Raw genomic sequence first — 21,290 nt, 5'->3', positions numbered from 1 at the left:
GCGCCCCTACATTGACGGGGCTACTCCGTTGAGTAGTCAATACGAACGAACGTTTTGGAGATTTTATTTTTTGGAGTTCCCTTATGGTTCTAATTTTCTTGGATGTTAGGCCGAAATCGATATTGCATAGAAGCTGGAATTTTAAGATTTCCGACAGAATAACATTCCCCTTGTAAGCGCACATTTTGAATGAGGCTAACAGGCGGCATATTAATCGTGTCATAACTAAAAACTGGATAAGTGAACATGACATCCAGGGGATTAAGCGGGTGATGGCAAATAAAGGGTTCTTTTGATGAGATTCGCTTAACATCATCGGAAAAAGGAACTTCGGTGACTTCTGCTTTACTCATCCATTTACCCAGACGAATCCATCGGGGTAATTTTATCTGCTGACTAGAAATGACAAAAAACTCAAAGATGCTTTCGGGTGAAACTTCTTTGTTTCTCCCATAACTGGGAATATTTTTTTGGGTTTTCGCCATTTCAACGTGATAGCGGTTGTCCGCATATTTCCAGGTATTGAGTTGAGTGGTATGGGAGAGCGATCGCGCTGGAGTGACATAAATTCCCGCCTGATTGAGCGCGGTCAAATGTGCTTCATATTGCGGCACTTGTTCTCGGCAAAAGTAGCGGTAAGAATTCTCTTCCGGTACGCGAGTCGCGTAGACATCGCTATCGACCAATCCCAGTGCATAGCAAAGGGCGTAATTATGCAAAACAGGTTCAGTTTCATACAGTCTGCCAATTTCGCGAGTGGCATAATAAAGACTATCGTGCAGTTCCAGATGATAGCGAGAAATAATCGACATAAAAATCATCCTCCATTTGAATTAAACGGGTGGGACACGGCATTGCCGTGTCCTTTCTTTACCTAGTTTGGGAATTATTTGGATTTTGCAGTTCCTTTCTTGTCTTGGTTTTTAATGTGCTTTTTGGCATAGTCTTTTGCCTCAGCATCCGCTTGCTGCAAAATCGATTGCATTCCCTCTTCGCTGCGAATCAGGGTTTTCACTTCATTAAGCATGGGAGTAAAACTATTGCCGATAAAATCGGTATGCACGATAAATTCCTCCTCCATCAAGGCTTGAATGGTTGTGGTTGCAGCCGCCATCACTTCATCTTCGTTCAATGGATCGGGCGATCGCAGCTTTTCGGCTAGGTTCATTTCATCATAAATTGCCTGAGTCCACCTTAAATTGCTAGTAATTTCCCCATCGGCAAAAACCACACCGATTAACTCATTCCGGAGGCGACCCGTCCGCGTCGTTTGAGCGCCATAATGTCGAGTCCGCAGGATATTATTAAACACATAGAGAAACCCTGCCTCCGTGGGGTCTTTCACAGTAACAATGCTGGGAAAAAACACCTGGGGTTTAATATGGTCCTGTTGATTGATTCGACTGGTAACTTCACCCGGTTTAGAACCCCCTTCCCCTTTAGATGCCATTGTGCCATTCTCATAAGGCGCATTTAAGGTAAAGGTTTCATGTGCGTTATCGAAGGGGGTAATCGAAAAAGCTGTATCTACAACCACTTTGGATTTTTCCGAACCAGAATCCCCGATCGCAAAGCCATAAATAATACAATCGGGATTGTTCATGGCAAAGCTGACGTTATATTCGCACTCTTCAGCAGTCATGAATCCATAGTTTCGCAGCAATTCCCGACCCACTAACCGTTCCGGAGTAGATTGCTTGCGCTTAAACATGGTCAACCGGCTAATCGCTTCTTTCGTCTTAATTCCTGAACTCACCCGCGCTTTGTTCAATTCCCCATCGGTTTGAAATAGGGGATAGGATTCGGTAATGCGAACGGTGAGAAAGTGGACATATTTCCCCATTGGTTTATAGGGAATTTCGGCCTGGAAAAATTGGGAGGAGACAGTTTTTAAGAATGCCATGATTTTTGCTTCCATTAATTACAACAATTTACAAGGGTGCGGGGAGGACAAGGCAGTACCTTGTCCCTGGGGTTATTCTGGGGATTCTTCCTCGGAGGTTTCTTTGGATTTAGAGGAATAGTCTTGATTTTCTTTGTCATCGGCTAGGCGATAAAGAAATTCGCAGGTATCGCGAATTAGGTTAAGTTGTCGTCCGGCTAAACGAGCGCGATCGCCTCCAAAAGATTTCTCGAATACCTCCACCACAAAATACTCAGCAAACTTTAAAATTGCCTGCCGTTCCTCTTCGCGATTTTTGAAGATCCAGCGTCCTTCTGCGGTGGAAGAATGCACCCGATCCATCAGTTTAAAAACTTCGGCTGCCACAACCATCACTAACGCTTCCCCTTGAAAGCTGGAGTCAACTTTGAGGATAGTATCGGCTGCAATATCAATCGGTTTGAGGACAGCATTAGCTTTGGGATTGTATCGCTTATTGGCACGGTAAAATTCGCGATAGAGTTCAGTTAATTGTTTCGGATGATTCAAACTTGATTTTTCTCCCACGTCTAGGGTCTCCTGTTCAGAATTATAGGTAACATAAGGGTCAAAGCAGGGGTAAAAATCATAAGCATACAGTTTGATTTTCTCAATTCGGGCGGTATCGACCCCTTGGCGACGCACCCAGCGATTGAGGTAGGCAAATACAAACAAAGGACTGGTTTCAAAATCCGTTGCCAACTCCGTTAATTTCCCCCAGTTGGCATCATATTTGCCTTTGCTTTGTTTAGCATTTACATCCAGATGGATGGCATAAGCAGCGGTTAATGCCTTCAGGGGTGAGGGATAGGATGCGCCGTTTTCTTCCCATCCTTCTAAGATGTAGTCGAGGCGGAAGCGTTCTCCCTTGGTGAGTAAGCGCAAGGCAACGGGTGCGCTATCTAAAAACACCGTTTCCTCAAATTCAGAACCATCATTAAAAGGCGGAATCGGTGACTCAGAAACCACAGTTTTTACATCCAGAATCATCGGAAATACAAACCCCAACCAAGCAGGCATTACCCAGGATTCAGTATCGGTGGGGTCCCGTCCTGGTGGGAGTGCCATGAAATAAAAGGTCATGGGTTGATCTTCTAAGTAAGACAACTTAAATGTGCGGTCTTTTTTGTGTTCTTTATCGTCTTCTGGCAACTCTTTCTTGCGCTGCAAATCCTCATCAATTAGAAACGCATCGACACTTTGATATTGAGTGCGGTCAAAATTGGCTTTAAACTCATCGCCGATAAAGTGATTGCGAATTTGCGCGTTAAACCGAGTTTGAGCAATATCCGTATAGGCACGATGAAGAAACTTATTGGTTTCTGGGGTAAAGTAATAGGTGGGATAGAAATAGAGATAGCGATATTTGCCATCTTCAAATCGTTTACCAGTTGCCTGGGTTTGATTCATCAAAATTTGTCGCAGCATCATCTCCAATCCCGCAATACTGGAAATATTCCGTTTGGCGTTAGAACCTCCTAACAGTTGTTTGTTTGTGTAAACCTGTGGCGTGAATAAAACTGCTGATTCCATTTGTTCGGTGACGGTATAGGCAGAATGAGAAATCGAGCAAATCATTTGCCGTCCTCGTCCCGATTTTTTCGCCATATTATACCGATGCAGTTCATCCAGGAAAGTATCCGCAGATGTTTGGATTGTCGTCATTCCCGGTAACATCACCACCTGCTGTACCCACTGGCGCAAGTCGTCCCATCCATCGGGGAGTTCATATTGAGAAATAATCGCTGAATTGAGTTGGCAAATATGTGCGATCGCCTCTTCGCAAATCGATCTGACTTCTTCGATGCCGGGATGATGTTGGAGATATTTTGCCGCTAGATAATACCACTCATAGGGTACACCTCCTGTATTTCCTTTGAGTTTTAATGCTTTGAGACTTTCGTTAATCCGCTGGATTTCTCGAATCTGTGGCAGATATTGGGAAAGGTTCCAAAACTTTGCCATTTCCTGCACTAAATCTAAATCTGGGGGTTCCGGCAATTTCTTATTTTGCTTGCGTGCCGCTTCGATTCGACTGAGGCGATCGCCCCAAATTTTGCGCGTTGCCACATCCCCAAATTCAGCAATTTGGTCGATTCTGATATCATCCTCAAACTTAAAGTCAGCATTCTCGGATAAAACTCCTTTCTTTTGAAAGGCAATTAAATTTTCACTGCGACTTTTTGCAACTGAACTTTTCAGCGGATTGAGAATCTTTAATGTTGCACTCAGCGCCACATCCATCAACCCAAAATCATCAAAAAATAGGGTGTAATAGTCCGCATATTTCATGCCTTTGCCATCTCTACCAAACCCGGTTTGTCGGCGTTTAAGCTGATTGGCGCACAATTGTTTAATTTTCGTGATGACTCGTTCGGGAATATCTTCGACGGGGACGGGTGGCGCATCTCGCCGCGCTAGATAAATTACTCCTGTTGGTAGATAAAGTAAGGGTTCATAATGGGTGCAATCGGCAGTATTTAATGCCGTGTGAGCATCCATTAAGGCATTATTAACAACATTGGTTAACACCCCGCGATTTTCCGCCAAACTGTGATAGGTAAATTTGAGATTACCATCGCTTAAACTGTGGATGAGTTTGTTTAAACTGGGATTTTCGGCATCATAAGGATGCTTGATAATCGAAGAGAGGCGATCGGCGAGACAGCTTAAGTCAGAAAGACAATCTAACACGCCATCGCGCAATACAGGATTTAACCCTCCATACACAGAAAGATTCAAATTTGTATCGGATGTTCGTTGTGTGTTATAGACAACAAAGAGCAAATCATCCAGGTATTCTTGATACGCTGCGGGTTCTTCAGGATTGATGAAACGATCGAGATTAAGTTCACAGGCGATCGCATCCACAATTTCCCGATGTTCCGGAATAGATAACGAGCGAAGTTGATCCGGCGTTTTTTCTCGAATGACTCGATACTTCTCCGGCATTTTGGGAAATGCTTTATAATCAAACTTCTCAAAATCATGGAGAATAAACCCCGCAATCACTAGACGCCGCTCTCGCTCTTTCACCACCTGCTTAACGGTTGTTTTAAACTGTTGCAAGCGTTGCTGGATTAAATTTTCCGGAAATAATCCATTCAGTAAATGGGTATTCAACGATTGATCAGCGGCATTATCGCGTCTGACATTTTCTTTACCGCGTTTCTCATCCAGGCGATCGAAAAATTTACCCCCTTTCGCCGTCACCCCGATCGCCACCCGAAGCAAATTCGGTAAAACGTACTCGGCAAAATCCTGCATAATCGCATCATCCGGATTTTGCGCCTCGATCGCCTCCCGCAATAACTTAAGCGTCAGTAACTCGCGCTGCTGGGGTTCAATCGTGCGATCGCTCCTTTCCCACCCAATTTCATCATCCCCATCCCCCATCCAATCATCGTCGGATTCCTCTTCGGATAACTCCTCATCAGGAGTGGATTTTATGTCAAACAGAGATAATTGCATCTCTTGTTCATCATCTGATTGCTTGCGTTTTCTAACCATTATTCACCTCTAAAGAATTGAGATAATTGTTCACTTGTCTCATGTAAAGGGGATATTCCTCTAACGCCCGAGAAATACAGGCATACACAACTTTTAGATCTAGGTTTTCATGTTGATATTCTAAAATGTCTCGAATTTTTATCCAATCAGCCAGATTGGATGCTAAATCACTGGAAATAATTCCATTTTTACCCAACTCCAAAAAACACAATTCATTAGTTTCCGGAAACCCTTGATAGTCAGTTAGCAGAATATGCCGATTAATACCCGATGAAATATCAAGTATTAAATAAAGCAACCTTTCCACGATTAATTGATTATCAAACTTGTCCAAAAATTCATTTAAACTAACGGATTGAAAGTCTTCAAGGGTTTTCAAATACTTATTAAGTAATTGAAGCCGCATTTCCACCAAACAATAGTCCATAGCTATTATACACCCCATCTAAAAAAGTTTATTCCAGTATTTGCCGTTTAGATTGCCAGATATTTTTTATCACTCCAACATACTCTTTCTATAAGAGTGTCAACCTAAAATCCCTTTCAGGGATCCACCTACTACACCACCCAAACCTCACCCCCCTTGCTCTTAAACCAGTAGGCGAGGGTATCCAGCAATAGCGCCGATTGGCTGAAGGCGATCGCATAATCTGCACTTTTATCGTGCAAACTGGATTGATCCTTAATGGGATAGATCTGAAAGTGCATCGGTAGGCGCAAGCGCGATCGCACCTCGGCAACGGGACGAGGAATCACATAACAGACTAATCCCTGTTTCTTCAGTTGTTGGTTAATCTCTCGGATCCAGGGGTTTGGCGGTTGCCAAACTTGTATCCCTACCAGAACCTGTACTTTCCAGGCATCGGCGATCGCCTGCAAATTCCCGGGATAAATAAAATTCCAATCCTCTTTTTCCTCCCGATATCCTCGCAATTTCATAAACCCCAGACAGTGTTTAAATCGTCCTTTGGCAATGGGTTTGCCGGTGCGTTGTGCGGTTTCTTCTATCAATCGCATAAATGCCACTTCTGTCATGGGTTCGATGTCCAAATGGCTTAACGCTCCCGGCAAATCATAAGTTTTGAAGCGATCGCCTTCGTTGGATTCTGTCACATCATATAATCCACATTGGAGAGGACTCGATCCCCGGAAACTGGTGGCATCCTCTGCAATGGGATTTCCCTTATCTTTTCCCGATAGCTGTTGCCATTCTTCCTGCCATCCTTTTACTTGTCCATACTTTTTCTTGAGCAGAGTATCAAACACATCCTCACAGGCTTTTTTAAACACCTGGGAAGCATCTGCATATTGTTCCTTAATCGTTGGATGTGTGAGTTGCTGGCATAGTTTCATGGACTGCACTGCACCCCAGCGCTTGTAATAGCCTTGAAAATTGTTAATTTGACGGTATTTTTCCCGTATCGTCTCGTGAAAAAACACGCGATCGCAAGTTCCACCCGATACCAACGGTGCCGACTCACCCTGAAACAACCGTTCGACTAAATAATTCGGTGACAAGGCATAGGCTGTAAACTTTTTAAAATGAATCGTTTCCCCCTCTTTTTCATAGCTATCATGTCGTCCTAATCGTCCTAACCGTTGGATAAAACTTCCGGCGTCGGCAGATTCAAAAATCAGAAAATTAATTTTAAAATCCACTCCGACATCAATCGTACTGGTTCCTAAAACTAAATCTGCCAATAGCGATCGCTCTTTCTGTTCTTTCCCCGTTAATCCCGTATTTTCTGCTACCACTAACCCATGCGGTGCCAGCAGTTCCTGAAAAAATGGCGTCAGGCGTTTGACTGCGGCAATGGAATTGAGCACGATCGCCCCTTTACTGCCCGGATATTCCTGAAACTGGGATAAAATTAATTGGCTATTCTCTTTCAACCAAGTTTCAGATGCATTCGCAGTCGGTTCTAACGAAATAAACTCTAACTGAATTCCCCGCGATACTTGTCGCCATCCTTGAGCTTCCAACTCGTGACACTCTTCCTCCCTATCGGGAAAGCGATATTTGTTTTCACTGACAGGGTTAATCTCTTGACACCGAAATCCCGCCAATTTTAATCGCTTCAACAAATCCTCATTGGGAGTGGCGGAAAGAAACAGAAACTTTTTGCGTCGATTGGTACAGCGAATCAACAGCAGAGTGTTAATCACGCTGGCAATTTGTGGCGCACTGAAAACATGAAATTCATCAAAAATAAACAAATCAAACTTTTTATCCAGACGATTCCACAAACTATCGGGACTAGAATTTTTGGTGAGATAGGCACCGCGATGCAGGTAATGAAAAATATCTGGATTCGTTAACAAAATCTCCGATTGACTAGCGCGAGTTTCGATCGCCGCACTTTTCCGCAATCCCTCAGTTTCTGCATAAATTTCTAGCACTTCCCCACTCAGGCGAGACAGGCGCGGTTCCTGGGACAGTTGCAATTGTTGAGTATATCCGCCAATTTGTCCCTCCTGATCCCGTGCGAGTTCATTGGTGGGATAGAGGGCGACTGCCGCTAGATGTCCATATAAAACGCACAGAAAGGCGGCGAGGGTTTTACCGTCCCCGGTCATTGCTGTATTGAAAATCACATCAATATTCGGGTCCTGAATCGCCTTGAATGTCTCCAGTTGATGCCAGGAAAGTCCCCATCCCGCAGGCAGTTCGATGTCCTGGGGGACTTCAGAAGCTGGAGCGGAGTAAATTGGTTTGAGAAAAATGTCATAATTGGACATAAGTTTTTTGTGTCCGTACTTGCTTGTTATTTCTTATGTTGCCACTCAAAATAGAAACTGACAAGACCTTAACCGTATAAAGTGTCCGTATAAAATCATGAGCCGCAAAGGTCAATCCATAACCCTATCTATCTCAGAACGAGATAAAATCCAATTGCAAGAACTCGCCCTAGAACTGGGGAAGACCTGGGGCGATCGCCCGAATATCTCCCGACTGGTGGAGGCGATCGCCCGGGGTGAGCTGCAAATTGCCCCAAATAATGACTGGTCAAATACCCGGATAGAAGCCCTCAATTGCGCCTTGGATGCCCTCACCGATGCCGGGAGGATTTTGGAAGCGCAGGCGATCGCCCAACTGTTGCAAGAACGAAGCGAACTCTCTATTCCCCTCCGCAACAAAATCGAGCGCTTTCTGGAGACTCCCCCTCACCCTTGGCGCATCGAACTGGATCGCTATATCCTCCGCCAGCAACCCTTTCAACTCTCCTATCAAGATGCTACGGGACGTCTGTGGAGCTTCACCGTTCGTCACGCCCAGATTAACCGGCATGAAGAACGGCAATATTTGGATTGTTGGTGTGAGGAAACCGAAGGCAATCTGGATATCCCAGAACTGATCCATAACTGGTGTTTGCGTTTAGACCGCATTCCTGACGCAGCCATTTTCCCCATTGAGGGCCCGTGGCGTCCCCAGCTCGATCAGATAGCGGTGGAAATCCACTTGTGCAATCGATTAGCTTTTGCCTATAAACCCAAATCGGGGGATATCTCCGCAGACTGGTTAGAAAATCAGGTTAAGCAGGTGGTGCGTCGCATCTCCAGTACCTACTGGTTTATCCGGGAAGTCCAGCGAGAAGCACCAGATATGATGGTCGTGGGACCTCAGTCTGTGCGGACTCGCCTCCGGGAAAAATTACTGGCACTTTGCCAACACTATGAAAATTCCTAGCCATTGCCCCCATCCTAGAAGAGGCCCCTTGACCTGAATATTGGATGAGTTCACGGGGACCTGAAACCGGGTTTTTGGTTTAAATTAGTGCAAGATAGACCGAGATTTTTACCAGAAACCTGGTTTCTAACCCTTACAGGACGGAGGGTTGAGGAATCTGACTCTGACACAAGCGCCTCGGTTGTGCTTGTGTTGATTTCGTGAAACTGGCACTTGCCAAAATTGACTCCTTGCTGCTAATCAATGAAAGCAGAGATAAAATTAAGTTTTGTAACGTAAGGAGTAAATAATGTACATCGTACAGATTGCCTCGGAATGCGCCCCCGTAATTAAAGCGGGCGGATTGGGGGATGTGGTTTATGGTTTAAGCCGAGAGTTGGAGAATCGGGGTCATACGGTGGAACTGATTCTGCCCAAATATGATTGTATGCGCTATGACCATATTTGGGGCCTTCATGATGCCTATCGGGATTTGTACGTGCCTTGGTATGGGGGGGCTGTTCACTGTTCGGTCTATTGTGGATGGGTCCACGGGCGGGTTTGCTTCTTTATTGAACCCCACTGCGAGGATAATTTCTTTAACCGGGGTTGTTACTACGGTTGCAGTGATGATAATATGCGCTTTGCTTTCTTTAGCAAGGCGGCTTTAGAATTTCTCCTCAGAAGTAATAAGCGACCCGATATCATCCATTGTCATGACTGGCAAACAGGTTTAGTTCCGGTCTTGTTGTACGAAATCTACAAGTATAGTGGGATGTGGAATCAGCGGGTTTGTTACACGATTCACAACTTTAAACATCAAGGAATGGCGGGTTCAGAGGTACTCCGAGGAACGGGGCTGAATCAAGATGCCTATTATTTCCAATACGATCGCCTCCGGGATAATTTCAATCCCTTTGCTATAAATCTCATGAAAGGCGGCATCGTTTATTCCAATGCGGTGACGACAGTTTCCCCTCACCATGCTTGGGAAGCGCATTATACCGAGGTGGGTTCCGGCTTGGGTCATACGTTACATTTGCATCAGGATAAGTTTACCGGGATTCTGAATGGAATTGATTATGATTTCTGGAATCCGGAAACAGACCGCTACATTCCCTCTCATTTCAGTATTGATGATTTTGATGCCAAGCAGGAAGCGAAGAAAGCGCTGCGATCGCAATTATTGCTGCAAGACGAAGATAAGCCTATCGTGGCCTATATTGGACGCCTTGACCAACAAAAGGGTGTGCATCTTGTTCACCATGCGATGTACTATGCCCTGAGTAAAGGCGCGCAGTTTGTCCTCCTGGGTTCCGCAACGGAACCGGCCATTAATGACCATTTCTGGCATGAGAAAAATGTCTTAAATGATAACCCTGACTGCCATCTGGAGTTAGGCTTTAATGAAGAGTTATCCCACCTCATCTATGCCGGGTCAGATATGATTCTGGTTCCGAGCAATTATGAACCCTGTGGGTTAACCCAAATGATTGGTTTAAAATATGGCACAGTTCCGATTGTGCGCGGGGTTGGGGGATTGGTTAATACAGTATTTGACCGCGATTATGACCAGAATAAGCCCCCTGAGAAACGGAATGGCTATGTGTTTTATGAAACGGATAACTCTGCGGTGGAGTCGGCCCTGGGTCGGGCGATCGATTTGTGGCATGAGTCTCCAAAAGAGTTTCAGGAATTAGCAATTCAAGGTATGGAATATGACTACTCGTGGAATTATCCTGGGAAAAATTATGTAGAGATTTACGAATCCATCCGGCATAAATAATCCCGGGAAATCACGCCGTCTAACCCACGCGGAACAAACCGCTTATATCGATGTTGGGTCAGGTAAAATTTGACGTTTTCTGACTCGACATCGGGGTTATTTTTTTAGAGATTTGCGCTTTCATAAGGTGAGGCGAATTCAGGCAAATTTGTGAATCGCGGGGATTGACTGGGATGAATTCGGGCTTAGAGTTGTTTCGGGGGAAGGGAGACAACGGATAACCAATAGTTACATAAGCTTTGCATGGCAACTGTTAATTGGTCAAAGGTTAAGGGGTTGACGATAAAGGAGTTGGCTCCGGCATTGTAGCATTTAGAAATATCTTCTTCATGATAGGAACTACTCAGGATAACAATGGGAATTGTCTTGAGTTTGGGGTCCGATTTAATTTCGACTAATGCCTCTCGTCCGTCGAGTCTCGGCATATTGAGATCCAGCAAGAGGAGATCGGGAAAAGGGGAATTGAGGGGGTCCTGATAAGGGCCGCGCCGATAGAGATAGTCGAGGAGTTGCTCTCCATCTTCTACAAAAAATAGGGTGATGTTGGCGCGAACTTCGTGAAAGGCTTCTTCAATCAGGAGACAGAAGGAAGAATCGTCATTTGCGATTAAAATAGTGTGGGGATTGAGGGCTAAATTCATAGTTGGGGTCAGGATAAGATTGGGGATTGAAAGGCTCGGTATAAATATCAGGTTCAGTTATAATTTAGGCTGGGCCATCAAGGGATGCTCTTCGGCTTTTTGAGCCGGTATGGTAAAGTAAAATATTGAACCTTGTAAAGGATAAGATTCGACCCAAATTTTCCCCCCATGCAATTCGATAATTTTTTTACAAATGGCTAGTCCGATGCCTGTTCCGGGGTACTCTTTGTCGGAATGGAGGCGCTGAAAAATTTGAAATATCCGTTCTAGGTGCTTGGTTTCTATGCCAATTCCATTATCCTGAATCGAAAATATCCACATATCCTCCTGTAGAGAGACCGTAATATGGATCTGGGGTGAAATATCGGGGTGACGGTATTTTAGGGCGTTACTCATTAAGTTTTGAAACAATTGCAATAACCCCCTGCTATTGCCGGCGATCGCCGGTAATGGATCGGAGGTGATCCAGGCTTGAGTTTCGTTGATTTGGGTTTCGAGATTCGCCAGGGCCTGGGATAATACTTGCTCGCAGTTGACGGTTTCAAAGACTTGTGCCATTCTCCCCACTCGGGAGTATTGCAATAAGTCATCAATCAACTGTTGCATCCTCAGACTACCTGTGATGATGCGCTCAATAAACTGAAGGGCTTTGCCATCGAGTTTATCTTGGTAACGGTTTTGTAACAGTTGGGCAAAACTGGCAATGGTTCCTAAAGGCGCTTGTAAATCATGGGAAACGACATAAGCAAACTGTTCAAGTTCCTGATTAGACCGTTTCATTTCCCGGTTTAATTCCCGTAACTGTTCTTCGATGGCTTGGCGCTCTCGAATTTCCTGTTCCAGGCGAATATTTTGCTCTTTCAGCTTATTTTGCAGGCGCAAAATTTGCAGTTGGTTTTCCACCCTAGCAACCACCTCTTTGACTTGAAACGGTTTAGTGATATAGTCCACTCCCCCAACGTTAAAGGCATGAACTTTTTCCTTTGTCTCTTCAATCACGCTTAAAAAAATCACGGGAATTTCTCGGGTTTCTGCTTTGGCTTTCAGTTGTTCACAGACTTGATAACCGTTCATTTCGGGCATTTGGATATCGAGCAAAATCAGATCCGGGGGATGTCGTAGGGACACTCTCAGGGCCATTGCCCCATTGGTGACGCACCGGACTTTATAACCCTTGTCTTTCAGAATATTTAAAAGCAAGCGTAGGTTATCCGGGCGATCGTCTACTAATAAAATATCTCCGATAGGATCGGTCATATTACGGATGCTGATGATTTTTCTTTATTATCCCTCACGGAATCCCTTTGAGGGTAAATCAGTCTGGATGCGGTGGCTATAAAAACCCGCACCCTCAAGGGTGGGTCTATACGGACGAAGCGGTGCCTGCGCGGCGTCAGATAGAAAACAGACTTGAGACAAGCGGATTTGGGATCAGCCAGAGAACCTCACCCACCGGATTCGCCTAGGACAAGAAACCGGGTTTCTCGCCTAGAGTTGTTGCCGATGGCTACAGATTTGCTCAAGAAACCCGGTTTCTAACCAATTCTGTACCCACGGCCTAAAATAAATACAGACTCTTCCTGCCGAGGGAAAAAGCCCAAAAGGGTTAAAAAATTCCCCCGGGGAGGGATGATTTTTTATGTTGCCTTCTTCCGAGAATAAAACCATGAGCAAAATGTCCGAAATCGGCTTATTCGTTGAGCAATTGGGATTGAGGCGACATCCCAAATTGCGGGGTTCTCTGAAAATTTTACTGGCGATCGCCTTGCTTGGAGCAACGGTGCGGATGTTACCTTATTTAGCACCAATCCGCGCGGAAGATATTGCCCAAAATGAACAAGCGGTGACTTTTAGCGATCGCAATGGACTCCCCCTGGGAACCCTGCTCACCCGGGACCAAGATCATACTGCTGTGGTAGCGCTTGAGCAGGTTTCTGAATCGTTTCTCCAGGCAATTATCGCCGCAGAGGATAAGCGCTATTATCAGCATGGTGCAGTGGATTTACAAGCCGTCGCCCGGGCAGTTTTGGAAGCGGTGCAAGCGCGATCGCTGGTTTCCGGTGCCTCCACGATTACGATGCAATTGGCACGGATGCTGGAACCCGCCCCTCGCACTTTGCCCCATAAACTGGGTGAAGTTTGGCTCTCTTGGCGATTGTTTGCGGGGATGAATCGGGATGAAATTCTCCAGGCTTATATTAACCGTCTGCCGATGGGGGGTAATATATATGGTGTAGAAGCGGCAGCGCGGACTTATTTCGGACTACCGGCTTCGGAACTGAACCTCGCTCATGCCAGTATTCTTGCAGCAATTCCCAATGCACCGAATTATTATAATCCCTATTCTAATTGGCGATCGCTGAAAAAGCGGCAGCGCTATGTGTTGGATCGCATGATTGCCGATGGTTATATTACCCCAGAGGAAGCGACTCGGGCGGAACAAGAAGAAATCCAGGTTTTATTACCCGATCGCGGGATTATCGCCGCCCCTCACTTTTTGTTTTGGCTCGCCGAACGCTTGCCGGATGGGGTTTCTACCGTACAAACCACCCTGGATCGTCCGTTGCAGCAGTTTGTGCAAACCCAGGTTCAGGAGGTGGTTCGTTCCCTGGCGGCGCATCAAGTGAATCATGCGGCAGCGTTAGTCATTGATAATCATACCGGGGAAGTGTTGGCGTATGTTGGCTCTCCCAATTACTTCGCCGACGCACAACAGGGGCGGAATGATGGGGTACAGGCGTTACGGCAACCGGGTTCGGCGCTGAAACCGTTTTTGTATGAGTTTGCCTTAGAAATTGGCGCGATCGCCCCGAATCAGATTTTAGCGGATGTTCCCACCCATTATGCTATTCCCGGGGCGCAATTGTATAGTCCGGTGGATTATAGTGAAAAGTTTCTGGGTCCGGTGCGGGTGCGATCGGCTTTGGCGAATTCCCTGAATGTGCCAACGGTGCGGGTGTTGGAACAGGTGGGAGTGGAGCGGTTTTTGGGGCGTTTGCATCAATTGGGGTTTGACCATCTCACGAAATCCCCGGACTATTATGGGTTAGGGTTAGCTTTGGGGAGTGGAGAAGTGAGTTTATGGGAGTTGGCGCGGGCTTATGTGGCGATCGCCCGGAATGGGGATTTGATTCCATTATCGGTGATGGCAGACAGTCGCGTTCCCGCTTCGTCCGCACATCCGCTCACGGAGTCGTCCTATTGGGCGCTGATTGGGGATATGTTGAGCGATCGCTATGCGCGATCGCAGGCATTTGGGGTGGATTCGGTCCTGAGTTTACCCTTCCCCGCAGCAGTAAAAACGGGGACTTCTTCCGATTATCGGGATACTTGGACGGTGGGATATACGGTGGATTATACCGTAGCAACTTGGGTGGGGAATTTTAGTGGCGATCGCATGAGAAAAGTATCAGGCGTCACAGGTGCGGCCCCTTTGTGGAATCGGATTATGTTACATCTCCATGAAACCCGGGAACCTGCTGCCTTGCCGACTCCGGAAAATATGGTTGAGTATCCTATATGTGCGGTAACGGGATTAAACCCGACGGCAGATTGTCCCTCGGTGGTTTTGGAATATTTGGCTCCGGAAGATTTGAGTTCGTATAATCGAGGGTCGGAATTTGAGTTATCTGCGGAGTATAATAGCTGGTTGGCAAGGCAAAGTCAACCTCAATTGTCGGGCGATCGGCTAAAAATTGCCTTTCCTGAAAACGATGATTATTTTATCTTAGATTCCCGGGACTCTGCGTCGCGCCTCCAGTTTAAGTTAGCCGTTGCACCGGAAACTGCCATAGAATGGTGGTTAATTGGTCCATCGGGGAAACAGCAACTCAACCATGAGGCGAATCATGCTGTATTTTGGCCGATGGAGGTGGGGGAATGGACTTTAGAGGTGAAAAGTGGAGACTTGAGCGATCGGGTGACATTTCAAGTGCAACCCCCGGACAATCGACCCATTCGCCAAGGATTTCGGGTCATAAGTGAGGATTAGAATCGACCCCTAAATGTAGAGGCGATTCGCGAATCGCCTCTACATTTAGGGGGAATTTTCCAAATCTGCGTAAGCCTTAAAGTATAAATATAGACCGGCATCCTATCATTAGGGAACTGTACGAAATCTGCGGACTGCTCAATCATTTTCAACGCCGAGGATGGCGCTTTTAAAAGCGCCATCCTTGGTTCTGGTTTAGAAAAACAAAATTGAAATTAAGCGGGAAATTTAGTCAGGAATTAGGTCACCTTATTTTTAGAGTCTGAGGTTATAAGTTTGTCTGGCAATGAAGTAGGCATTTCTTGCCAACAGTTTGAACAAAACCAGTAAGAACCGCCTTTGCGGATATGGTGTAATAAAGAGCCATTACAACAAGGACATTGATTGTTGACTTTCATGTAAATACACCTCCTGTTTTATGGGAAAAGTTTTAGGCAATGACTGTCAATTTATCCTTGATATGACCATTTTGGTGAATGGTTTTTGAGAGTGCAAGGCGGTAGGCGGCTTCGTATCCATCAACCATTTTGGCAATGCTAAACTGGCTAACGACGCGATCGCGACAAGCTTGGCGATCGAGCTTCATGACGGCGGGAATTGCAGCAATCATTTCTTCGATGCTATTGCAGACAATGCCGGTTTTACCATGAGCAATCACTTCGGGAACGGAACCCAGATTCATGGCAATTAAGGGGGTTCCTGTACACATGGATTCAATCATCACCAAGCCAAAGGGTTCTCTCCAGGTAATCGGGAATAGGGTTGCTACGGCATTTCCGATTACATCTACCTTTTGTTGGTGGTTGGTTTCGCCTAAATATTCAATTTGAGTGCCATCGATTTGAGGTTTAATTTCATTTTCGTAGAATTTTTGGTCTACGGGATCGACTTTACCGGCAATTTTCAAATGCCAGCCGGTTGCTTTGGCGATCGCGATCGCATGATGAATCCCTTTCTCTGGGGAAATTCGGCCTAAAAAGGCCAAATAGGGCGGGTCCTGGGGTTTGGGAAAGAACGGATAGGCTTCGATATCAATGCCATTATAGACTGTATCCAAATAATTCAGATCGGGTCCACCTTCTCGTTGAGCGGTGGTGATGCTAACATAACCCTGGTTGCCATACTTTTGATACAACTTGTAGCTATCGGCGCTAAAGTTGCCATGGAGGGTATGCACCACTGAGGTTTTCATCAGTTCCGCCAAAGGCAATGCCGAGTATCCATTGTGAAAGTGGATAATATCAAACTCAGAAGCCATTTCATAAATTCGGTTGAGTTGCAGCATATCATATACCGCAGGCTCTTTCACCGTGGGGTCGAGACGTAAAGCGCGCGGAACCACCGATTCCAATTTAGCTAAAGTGTGGGAATCTCCTGACGCAAATAAGGTAACATCATGACCCCGACGGACTAATTCATCCGTCAAATGGCTAACGACTAATTCGATACCCCCATAACCCGGTGGCGGAACTCGTTCTGCTAAGGGTGAAACTTGAGCAATTCGCATATTTTTCTCCTGGTTGGTAAATGCAGTTGAATTGAATCAGTAATAAACCGTAAACAAGCAATTAACGCATCTATCTTTAGATAGAGTTTGAGGCTTAAACTCGAACATTTGTACGAGGTTTAAGCGCCATTCAGGGTGAAACAATTGCTATTTCGTAGAAACTACGCATAGCAAGTATTTTTACCGCGTTTATTGCCTACGCTCAAAACTTAACGTGACTCTTCCTGGGATGGGTAGTAGTATTAACCGTACCAATCTTTGCGTAAGAACCCAGGGGAGAGTTAAAATTTTCAGGTGGGAGTTTTCCAAATCACATTAAGATTTCAATGCTTTGACAGGTAAGAGATCCGCTAACATTTCAACATGAGGATTTGGAGGGGCCACTGCCAGCAGATTACCGGAATTTTACCCTAGTCATGCAATCCTTTATCTTGATTCTATTTAGGTTTTATTAATATTATTTCTTGCAAATAAAAATTCAAACAGCCAGAGAGTTCGGTAAACCCTACTTAATCCCATCTTGATTTATTCTCAGTTAAGGTTTTAGCTGGAATTCGGACAATAACGGAATCACTGATTTGAAGTAATCTATAATCGAAAGTTATAATGAAAAATCAACGTAAAGTTGGACCCCTTTCCAATGGAAAAGAGGCAGAAAACCTCGGATTAATGCTTTGCCATAGTTTCAATTTTACGGGGTGGGAACTGTTTCGCGATCGCATTGGTATCAAAAACTACCGAGGGATTTGGCAAGACAACCAAATCATTGGCGGATTAGGACTGTATCCGATGGCACAATGGTGGGGTGGAAATCCTGTGACAATGGCCGGAATTGCGGCAGTGGGAGTTTCTCCCGAACATCGCGGGACTGGTGTAGCAGATGAACTGCTCAGACATACCCTCCAAGAACTTTATAATAATCAAATTCCGCTGTCAGTTCTCTATCCAGCGACGCAGGTTCTTTATCGAAAAGTAGGCTATGAACAGGCGGGAAGTCTGTGTAAGTGGCAACTTCCTATCCAAAGCATTCGGATGCGCGATCGCACCCTGACAATGCACCCCGTTGAACCGATATTATCCGAAACGATCGCAGCACTTTATCAGCAACAGGCAGTTACCTGTAATGGCAATCTCGATCGCCACCCGGGAATCTGGGAGAACATCTTTAAACCCATCCCAGAAGAAACCCTCTATGCCGACTTAATCGGCGAACCCGATGACTGGCAAGGGTATATTATCTATAGTCAACAGCGAGAAGGGAACTCCCAAACCCTTGCGATCGCCGATTGGGTTGCCTTAACTCCTGCTGCCATCCGTCGCCTCTGGACCTTCATCGCCGATTTTCGCTCACAATTTGCCACCGTCATCTGGCGAAGTTCTCCCGTTGATCCATACTTGTTATGTCTCCCAGAACAAACCGGCCAAATTACGGAATTCTCTCACTGGATGTTACGCATCGTCGATGTCCCTTTATCCCTGCAACAACGGGGTTATCCCAGCGGCATTGAGGCAGAATTACATTTAGAAGTACAGGATAATATCTTGTCTGAAAATAATGGAAAATTCATCCTCACCGTATCTAACGGCAAAGGCGAAGTCACTCCCGGAGGACGTGGGGACTTAATCTTAGATGTGCGAGGATTAGCGCCTCTTTATACAGGCTTCTTCACCCCTCATCAACTCCATTTAAGCGGTCATATTCAAGGGAATCCTAGCGCGTTATCTGTAGCAACCCAACTCTTTTCGGGACCACATCCCTGGATGGCGGATATGTTTTAAAAGGAAACAAAAACCGAACGCACCTCTTACGCATAAATCCCATATCCTGTAGGGTTGATTCGCGAATCAACCCACATTTAGGGTGTGAAAGGAAAAAACAACCGAACGCACTCCTTACGCATAAAACCCATATCCTGTAGGGTTGATTCGCGAATCAACCCACATTTAGGGTGTGAAAGGAAAAAACAACCGAACGCACTTCTTACGCATAAAACCCATATCTTGTAGGGTTGATTCGCGAATCAACCCACATTTAGGCTGTGATATGAAATAATCTGTAAGTCGTGCCTACTATCGCCGATTCCACACCCACCGAATTAATCCCGCGACTCCCCAAGCGACAACAGCAGCAGCGATGCTGAGGAATACGGCAAGGATGAAAGGATGGAGACGATCGCCATGTTCTTGCCAGGGGAAAGTCATGGATTCTTCAAACAGTAAGGGGGAGGTGGAGGCGACAATGGCACCGAAGGCGATCGCCGTCCCAATGGTTTGGATTTGCTGTTCTAGGTGGCGATCGCGTTCCGCCTGGTCAATTTCCACTAAACCGCGAATCGTGGCAATCCCTTGATTCAGCAGGTTTGACCCGGGATAAAAGTAGTTTAAATCAGCGCGGATTTGTTCTTGAAAGGCGATCGCTTCTTTGTCGTGAAATAACCTCAACCCCTCCATCTTTGTTTGCGCCAGTTGTTCCATCCGTTCTAAACTGCTTTGATAGTTTTTACTATTGATGGCGATGGTATTGCAGGCATATTCCAGATTTCGCAGTTGTTTCGTATAGTTTAGGGAAGTCTTTATCAGATTTTTTAAATTGGTTTTCAAAATCTGTAGTTCTGTGGCCGAGAGGGGGGATTTTTTCTGAAGATTGAGATAGGTTTGACTCACCGGAGTGAATTCCGTTTCATGGTTTGTGATTAGGCGATCGGCACAATCATAATAAATCCGACTATCTTGAAAACTCTTAGAAATTTTGTGATAATACAGGAACAACTCCGGCAATTCCCAATAACACTTTTGCAGCCTTAAAGTCGGATATTCTTCAAATAAAAACCAAATCAATAAATGACCATAAGGATTTTTGACTAAATCAGCCTTCGGACTGCCATATTCGTACAGATATCCCCCCAACAAGTTATAAGCGCGATAAAGCGGCGGTAAAGCTTGCCCATTTTCCAGGTGAAAAAACTCAACCCAGCATTGTTTAGCTAAAGGTTCCAAATCTCGGATATCCTCCGGGGGAGTTGTGTTTAAATAACCACTCAACAGCAAAGTTTGACCTAAATTTGAGGCGGATTCCGATTCAGAATTAAAGCAATTATTGGGGTTAAATTGAGCTAAATCTCCTAATTTATATTCCTCTCTTCCGCGACTTTCAGGTTGGTAAATATTCAGATTTAGGGCATAACTATCATGGAGAGATTGGGGATAAATAAAACCTTCTAAATCCTGGGGAGTGGTAAAAACAGCGATGGCTCTTTCATCATCCGGACCCATGAGCAAATCAAAATCTTTGGCGGGTTCATCTTGACGAATCTTTAACTCTAACTCCACCTCAAAGTTTTTCAGAATCCTGTCATATTTGTTTTGCACCCATTGGGGATTGATGCCGTCTAAATTTTGGGCAGTCGTGCCATCAGAGGAAGTCACCAAACCTCGATGATATTGATAGGCAAACCAATATAAACTCGGGGCATAAATTGAAGCAATTTTTTGGCTCATGAATCACTCGCTTGAAAATGAGGAAAAGATTAAGCAGGGTCAGTGTTTGCCTGTTTCACCTGTTCCACCAGAAAGGCTTTATTATAGACCCTTTCCGGTCGTTCTCCCTCCGCTGGCTTCGGAATTTTATCCCCTTTTTGAATCATGTTAGCGCGAATGGTTGCCAACTCTTCTGGGTTGAAGGTAATCTGAAACTTTTTACACCAGGTTTTAATAATTTTAGCCAGTTTCAAAGTTTTATCTTCGGCGGCTTTCAATTGGGTTTCTAAAGTGGGGAGATTTTGCCAGAGTTGGGGATAGTTTGGACGGTCGGTTTTGGCTTGTTCCAGCAAAGTGAGGAAATCTTCAATAATTTGTAAGAACTCCTCCGACGGAATGCGATCGGTCATGGGACACTCTCCTAAGATAAACATACCAAGTTTATAGCAGCATCTGTGCTGTTTCACCCAATTATAACAAACTAATCCGGTCCCCTCCCCTGTGTCTTAGTGAGGTAGAGGCGATTCGAGAATCGCCAGTCTCTCAAATTAGCGCAATTCTCTGTAGAGGCGATTCGAGAATCGCCAGTCCCTCAAATTAGCGCAATTCTCTGTAGAGGCGATTCGAGAATCGCCAGTCCCTCAAATTAACGCAATTCTCTGTAGAGGCGATTCGAGAATCGCCAGTCCCTCAAATTAGCGCAATTCTCTGTAGAGGCGATTCGAGAATCGCCAGTCCCTCAAATTAGCGCAATTCTCTGTAGAGGCGATTCGAGAATCGCCAGTCCCTC

At 45.4% G+C, this 21,290-nt stretch carries 14 protein-coding genes; 4 read left to right on the top strand and 10 right to left on the bottom strand.

Annotated features, from left to right (window positions below; all coding sequences use genetic code 11):
• Nucleotides 1–89: 89 nt before the first annotated feature.
• From cas5d to cas3, 5 genes are all read right to left on the bottom strand, one after another.
• Nucleotides 90–812, bottom strand: coding sequence for a type I-D CRISPR-associated protein Cas5/Csc1 (gene cas5d, locus NG833_RS11360; RefSeq protein WP_254565401.1), 723 nt, complete (start codon nt 810–812; stop codon nt 90–92).
• A gap of 74 nt (nt 813–886) precedes the next feature.
• Nucleotides 887–1,903 carry a type I-D CRISPR-associated protein Cas7/Csc2 gene (cas7d, locus tag NG833_RS11355; RefSeq protein ID WP_254565400.1) on the bottom strand — a complete coding sequence of 339 codons (1,017 nt, stop codon included), beginning with the start codon at nt 1,901–1,903 and terminating at the stop codon, nt 887–889.
• Between the two features lie 72 nt (nt 1,904–1,975).
• Nucleotides 1,976–5,431: a type I-D CRISPR-associated protein Cas10d/Csc3 gene (gene cas10d / locus NG833_RS11350; RefSeq protein WP_254565399.1), complete on the bottom strand. Its 3,456-nt coding sequence runs from the start codon at nt 5,429–5,431 to the stop codon at nt 1,976–1,978.
• Nucleotides 5,424–5,858 carry a DUF86 domain-containing protein gene (locus NG833_RS11345; protein ID WP_254565398.1) on the bottom strand — a complete coding sequence of 145 codons (435 nt, stop codon included), beginning with the start codon at nt 5,856–5,858 and terminating at the stop codon, nt 5,424–5,426. Before NG833_RS11345 ends, cas10d begins: the two co-directional genes overlap by 8 nt.
• Nucleotides 5,859–5,989: 131 nt before the next feature.
• Nucleotides 5,990–8,170, bottom strand: a complete 2,181-nt coding sequence (gene cas3 / locus NG833_RS11340; protein ID WP_254565397.1) for a type I-D CRISPR-associated helicase Cas3' — start codon at nt 8,168–8,170, stop codon at nt 5,990–5,992.
• 97 nt (nt 8,171–8,267) lie between these two features.
• On the opposite strand from cas3, the gene NG833_RS11335 reads away from it, so the two are divergent.
• Together NG833_RS11335 and glgA are read left to right on the top strand one after the other, a co-directional pair.
• Nucleotides 8,268–9,119, top strand: coding sequence for a WYL domain-containing protein (locus tag NG833_RS11335; protein WP_254565396.1), 852 nt, complete (start codon nt 8,268–8,270; stop codon nt 9,117–9,119).
• 289 nt (nt 9,120–9,408) lie between these two features.
• Complete coding sequence (glgA, locus tag NG833_RS11330; protein WP_254565395.1) at nt 9,409–10,884, top strand: glycogen synthase GlgA; 1,476 nt, start codon at nt 9,409–9,411, stop codon at nt 10,882–10,884.
• Nucleotides 10,885–11,069: 185 nt separating this feature from the next.
• On the opposite strand, the gene NG833_RS11325 is transcribed toward glgA, so the two are convergent.
• The gene (locus NG833_RS11325) at nt 11,070–11,525 is read right to left on the bottom strand and encodes a response regulator (RefSeq protein ID WP_254565394.1); all 456 of its coding nucleotides are present in this window, start codon (nt 11,523–11,525) and stop codon (nt 11,070–11,072) included.
• A 57-nt stretch (nt 11,526–11,582) separates the two neighbouring features.
• The gene (locus tag NG833_RS11320; protein ID WP_254565393.1) at nt 11,583–12,782 is read right to left on the bottom strand and encodes an ATP-binding protein; all 1,200 of its coding nucleotides are present in this window, start codon (nt 12,780–12,782) and stop codon (nt 11,583–11,585) included.
• A gap of 409 nt (nt 12,783–13,191) precedes the next feature.
• Between NG833_RS11320 and pbpC the strand changes: the two genes are divergently transcribed.
• Nucleotides 13,192–15,516 (top strand): penicillin-binding protein 1C, encoded by a 2,325-nt coding sequence (gene pbpC / locus NG833_RS11315; RefSeq protein WP_375293903.1) that lies wholly within the window; start codon nt 13,192–13,194, stop codon nt 15,514–15,516.
• Nucleotides 15,517–15,946: 430 nt separating this feature from the next.
• Here pbpC and NG833_RS11310 read toward each other — a convergent pair whose 3' ends face one another.
• Nucleotides 15,947–17,023, bottom strand: coding sequence for a glycosyltransferase family 4 protein (locus NG833_RS11310; RefSeq protein ID WP_254565392.1), 1,077 nt, complete (start codon nt 17,021–17,023; stop codon nt 15,947–15,949).
• Nucleotides 17,024–17,629: 606 nt separating this feature from the next.
• Here NG833_RS11310 and eis point away from each other — a divergent pair.
• Nucleotides 17,630–18,802, top strand: coding sequence for an enhanced intracellular survival protein Eis (eis, locus tag NG833_RS11305; protein ID WP_254565391.1), 1,173 nt, complete (start codon nt 17,630–17,632; stop codon nt 18,800–18,802).
• Nucleotides 18,803–19,093: 291 nt separating this feature from the next.
• Here eis and NG833_RS11300 read toward each other — a convergent pair whose 3' ends face one another.
• Nucleotides 19,094–20,521, bottom strand: a complete 1,428-nt coding sequence (locus tag NG833_RS11300; RefSeq protein WP_254565390.1) for a hypothetical protein — start codon at nt 20,519–20,521, stop codon at nt 19,094–19,096.
• Nucleotides 20,522–20,550: 29 nt separating this feature from the next.
• Nucleotides 20,551–20,910, bottom strand: coding sequence for a hypothetical protein (locus NG833_RS11295; RefSeq protein ID WP_254565389.1), 360 nt, complete (start codon nt 20,908–20,910; stop codon nt 20,551–20,553).
• Nucleotides 20,911–21,290 lie beyond the last annotated feature (380 nt).

The sequence above is a fragment of the Oscillatoria sp. HE19RPO genome, from assembly GCF_024220515.1.
Lineage (GTDB): Bacteria > Cyanobacteriota > Cyanobacteriia > Cyanobacteriales > Laspinemataceae > Laspinema.
Note: the sequence above shows the minus strand (reverse complement) of the source record. Positions and strands in the feature narration are given on the sequence as shown.